The 5112-nt window shown below is 44.0% G+C and carries 2 protein-coding genes and 1 pseudogene; 2 read left to right on the top strand and 1 reads right to left on the bottom strand.

The window, feature by feature from the left end; translation table 11 throughout:
* Both LC574_RS25855 and LC574_RS38565 read left to right on the top strand, forming a co-directional pair.
* Positions 1–2203, top strand: a 2203-nt coding sequence (locus LC574_RS25855; RefSeq protein WP_229456395.1) for a phosphopantetheine-binding protein, incomplete at its 5' end; no start/stop codon positions are given.
* A 376-nt stretch (positions 2204–2579) separates the two neighbouring features.
* Positions 2580–2672 (top strand): annotated as a pseudogene (locus tag LC574_RS38565) (type II toxin-antitoxin system RelE/ParE family toxin); the annotation flags it as partial.
* A gap of 19 nt (positions 2673–2691) precedes the next feature.
* On the opposite strand, the gene topA reads toward LC574_RS38565, so the two are convergent.
* On the bottom strand, positions 2692–4857 hold the full coding sequence (gene topA, locus LC574_RS25850) for a type I DNA topoisomerase (protein ID WP_229456394.1): 2166 nt from the start codon (positions 4855–4857) through the stop codon (positions 2692–2694).
* Positions 4858–5112: the final 255 nt, after the last annotated feature.

Raw genomic sequence — 5112 nt, 5'->3', positions numbered from 1 at the left:
AGTTGTGCAGTTGCGGGTAATTGGTCTGGCTTTGAATAACCTCGATCCTTACCAACTTCCCCAAACTATACCCCCAATTGAGACGAAGAAAGCGTTAAATGTCCGTTTAAACGGCATCAACTACAGATCCGAAAAAACGAAAAATGCCTTCGCTCTAGCTTTGCAGGATGGGCATAAAGTCACATTACCCACCCCCGAATATTCTGATGCGGCTCCTTTATTTAGCAGCCCAGGTGTGACTCCAACTCTCGCAGCGATCGAGACTAACGGACATAAAAAATCCACCCCAACAATGAACGGTGTCATCACCCAAACAGAGCAACAAATGAATCCTGTGACCCTTTCACAACCAGCCCAGGAATCTAAGATGCAACCAACGCCAGAAAAACTTACAAATTACCAACAACTTTTAGAAAGTTTAGAATACCTCCTGACACAGTTTCAGGAAAATCAAGCCGAGAATTTACAAGTTCACGGTACTTATCTCAACCATCAAATGGAATACGCTAAAGCGTTTTTCCAACTGATGCAGCAGCAGAATTCTTTGTTGAGTGAAAGTAAATCAACAGTCGAAACTGCCAAAATGAAGCTAGTTGTCATGGAAAGCCTAGAGCGCAGCATGATGCAGTTTCACTCCCAACAAGGTGAAACCCTACGCATCCATGAGCAATATCTCCAAGAGCAGTTGGAATATACCAAAAACTTTTTCCAACTCATACAGCAAGAATATTCTCAAATCATCTCTGGTGAGGGAGCAACTCAACTAACAGAGAAACTAAGTAATTTCACTCCGTTCACAACAGAAACAACTGTTAGTGATACACCAGTACCTGCTACTACCAAGATAGTAGAAAGCCAGCCTTTGCCTGTAACTGAGCCTGTAGCTAAAAATGGCTTAAATGTTACCCAAGAACCTCTGCCGCCTGCTGTAGAGCCTGTAGTTGAAACTCCTGTATCCCCAGAGACGCGATCAATCGAGATGCTATCAATCGAGACGCGATCAATCGCGTCTCTACTTCCCACACCGCATTTCGCAACTGTCGAGACAGTAGAGCCACCTGTCCCAGTAGTAGAACCCCAAGCCGAGGTTGTAGTCAAAATTAGCTCACCCCCAGTCAACGAAGTTGTTGCATTCACCCCAGAACCAGCACCCGCAACTGCTGCACCTGTATCTGGTGCAACCATCGATATTGTTGACTTGGATAAAAACCTCTTAGCCATCACCAGCGATAAGACCGGCTACCCAGTCGAGATGCTGGAAATGGACATGGACATGGAGGCGGATTTAGGAATTGATTCCATCAAACGGGTGGAAATCTTAGGGGCGCTACAAGAGATGTACCCCAACTTACCCAAGCCAAATATCGAAGAACTCGGAGAACTCCGCACCATCGGTCAAATAGTCGATTACCTACAGCAGTTGGCTGGAGGTGAAAAAAAAAAGTCTGAACCTGAGTTTGTCCAACAACCACCGGAATTAGAGCATAATATCCAGCGCCATCCAGTCAAACTCAGAAGCTTACCAGAGCCAGACTATTTGGATTTCACGTTACCAGAGGGACACATCGGTTTAATCACCGATGATGGTTCCCTCACCACCTATAAATTAACCGAATCCCTAATCAAGAAAGGCTGGAAAGTAGTAGTTATCAGCTTCCCCCAATCGCTCATCGCTCAACAAGCGCCCTTACCCACAGGAGTAACCCGCGTCACCTTGGCAAACTTAAGTGAAGAACATCTTCAACAACAATTGCAAGCGATCGCATCTCACTGCGGAGCGATTGGGGCCTTCATCCACCTACATCCGATGTTTGTAAGCAATCATACCGGAAGTATTTCTTATAACGAACAAGAAAAGGCGATCGTCAAGCACGTATTTTTGATGGCGAAACACCTTAAACCTTCCCTCAACGAAGCTGCAAAGCATGGACGTAGTTGTTTCTGCACAGTAGCTCATCTCGATGGAGCCTTTGGGTTAGAGTACAAAGTTAACTTTGGTGCGATCGGTGCTGGTTTATTTGGATTAACCAAGACTCTGAGATGGGAATGGCCAAAAGTATTTACTCGTGCGATCGACCTAAGCCCCAGACTTGATGCTAAACAGTCAGTAAAAAACATCATCGCCGAACTTCACGACCCCAACCTTTATATAAGTGAAGTTGGCTACGGCTCACAAGGACGAGTTACCATTCTCGCCGATTAAATCCCTTCTCACTACAAAATTACCTCTTCTTCCTCCGGGAGCATCTTTGATTTTATTTTTAAACGCAAAGGAGCGCAGAGGTTCACGCAGAGGGACGCAGAACTTTAACGAAAGCTTTGTGTTTCGTGTTTGAAAAAAATTAGGATGCTCCCTCTTCCTCCTTGGCGTCCTTGGCGTTCTTGGCGGTTCGTAAAAAGAATTAAATCTTCTCCCATCAGGAAATAAGTACTTATTAGTCAGCACTCAGCTGACTAATAAAAAAAAACCAATTTATGCAAATATTTACGAGGATTTATGATACAAACAGCCCCATCATCTGTCTTTGTCGTGAGCGGCGGTGCAAAAGGGATTACGGCGATTTTTGCGTAAGTCCTGTAGAATTCTCTACACGATTGATGAAGAAAGCAAATTGATTGATGTTTTTCGTGTTGGTAAGCGAAATGATGGTGAAGTCTACAAAAATTTGTAATCGCAATCAGTCGTAGAACCTAACAATTTAACTCCCCAAACTTAGGACTCCACCACCCTTTTTGCGTACTGAAATAAGCTACATCTTTATGTTTGGTATCCTTACGGGATTGTGGATCACAACATCGCAACATTGTCTTACTCTGCCCCTCTTTGATATAACTGTACTCCTCTAGAGGTTTCTTACATACTGGGCAGGGATATGCCGTCATCTTCACGGGAGGCTTTTGTTGATTTTCAGTCTGGACTGCTTTAGTTTGTGGTGGCTGCCAAGTTTTGTTAAAGTCGCTCCAAAATAGCACGACATTTTCACAACCTTTTGTACATTTGAGGAAATATTTCTTTTTGACCTTACTACTCGGAATTTTAGAGAGAAAATTTTTGCATTCAGGGCATCGCGTTTTGGAAGTTTCATATTTGCGCTCAGTTATCACATTAGCTTTACCTGTTGAGGAACTCGCAACTACAGTTTTAGCTTTGGAAAGTGCTGGTACAAAGTAATTCTGATTCCAACTAGTTAAATAATGCTGCCAAGAGTTTTTTCCTTCGGAAATGGCATCAAGGGCATCTTCCATTTTTGCTGTGAATTCCGCCTCTAGTAAATCCGGCAGTGCTTTGAGTAAAAACGCATCAACTTCTAACCCTAACGCTGTCGGTTGCAGATGGTCTTTTTTCAACTCAACATAATTTCGTTTTTTTAAGGTAGCAACAGTAGGAGCATAAGTACTTGGGCGACCAATTCCTTTACGTTCCATCAATTGCACCAACTTTGGTTCACTATAACGCGGTGGTGGCTGCGTTTGCTTCTTTTCATGTCCAGCATTTTCTAGTTTCAGCGCTTGTCCCTGTTGTAATGAAGGTAAAACACTATCCTTGCTGAGATTGTTCCAGTACCGAGCATAACCGTAAAATTCAATCACTTGCCCTCTCGCTGACCACAGTAAAGAACCAGACTGAGTAATCACCAAAGTTTTACGCAATTGAGCAGCACGACACTGAGAAGCAATTGACCGTTTCCAGATCATCACATACAGATTAAACTCATCATCAGGCAGTTCAGAGCGCAATTGAACTGAGGGGCGAAACACATCCGTTGGACGAATCGCTTCATGTGCTTCTTGAGCCGATTTGCTACTGCGATGCTTGGCGACTTGCGGCGGTACATTCTGCGGATCGTTTTGCTCTAACCATTTACGGGCGCTGGCACAAAATTCTGGACTCAGCATTACTGAGTCTGTTCGCATATATGTTATTAGCCCTGCTTCATACAGCTTTTGGGCAACAACCATAGTTTTATCAGGAGCAAACCTCAACTTTGAACCGGCTGCTTGCTGAAGGCTGGAAGTTGTAAATGGTGGAGGTGGCTGGCGGTTGACGATTTTTCCTTCAAAATGAATCACCTGATGAGGATGTCGCTGTGCTTCTTCAACTAAACGTGTTGCCTCTGCTTCGGAAAGAACACGTTTAGATTCCGGTGTTTCTGGACTATTACCTACCTTCGCGTCATCATGAGTTTCAGTTTCTTGTTCTGCTGCATCTTTTGCAGAATCGACCGTCCCTTTGTAAAAAGCTCGAAATCCTTCAGCATAATCTACCCAGACACTCCAGTAATCTTGGGGGACAAAAGTCAGAATTTCGTTTTCTCGCTGACAAATCAGGTGCAGTGTCGCGCTTTGGACTCTACCAACACTCTTAGCGCCGTTATTTAACGCCCAAACTAAAGGGCTACCTTTATAACCCACCAACTTATCTAGGCAATCTCGGCACAACCCAGCACCGATTAAATTTTGGTCTAGCTTTCTAGGATTAGCGATCGCACTCTGCACCGCCGATGCTGTAATCTCAGTATAAATTACTCGTTTCGGTTCCCTTAAACCCAGCGTTTCTTTGAGATGCCAAGCGATTGTTTCACCTTCCCGGTCTGGGTCAGTTGCTAAGACAACTTCATCAACCTGCCGAACCGCAGACTTGAGCTTCTGAATTGTTTCTTTCGCTCGTTGGTCACGCAAAACGTAATTGCACCGGACATTACTACCGTCCATGACGAAGCCCAAGGAATCGTCTCCTTCATTGCTGAGTTCTCGGATATGGCCACAACTGGCTAGAACTTTCCAATCCGAACCCAGAATTTGACTGAGTTTTTTGACTTTTCCTGGAGATTCTACCACAAGCAGGCGTTTTATCATAGCAACTGCGTTCTAGATTTTGAGCAATAAACTGGCAATTGCAATGAGCGATCGCCTATTCTCGTGATATGGATTTTCTAGAATACTGTACCAAAAAGCTTTGGAAATTGCTCAACTCAGTTTAGAGGTAAATCACCTCAACCCGATGTTTGATTGTGCGATCGCTGTTGCAACTGGCTCAATTACTATGATTTTAGCCTCAACAACCTACTTACAATTAACTATCACGCCAAACAAGGTTGCTACAAAAATATT

The organism is Nostoc sp. CHAB 5715 (assembly GCF_020829685.1).
Classification (GTDB): Bacteria; Cyanobacteriota; Cyanobacteriia; order Cyanobacteriales; family Nostocaceae; genus Nostoc.
Note: the sequence above shows the minus strand (reverse complement) of the source record. Positions and strands in the feature narration are given on the sequence as shown.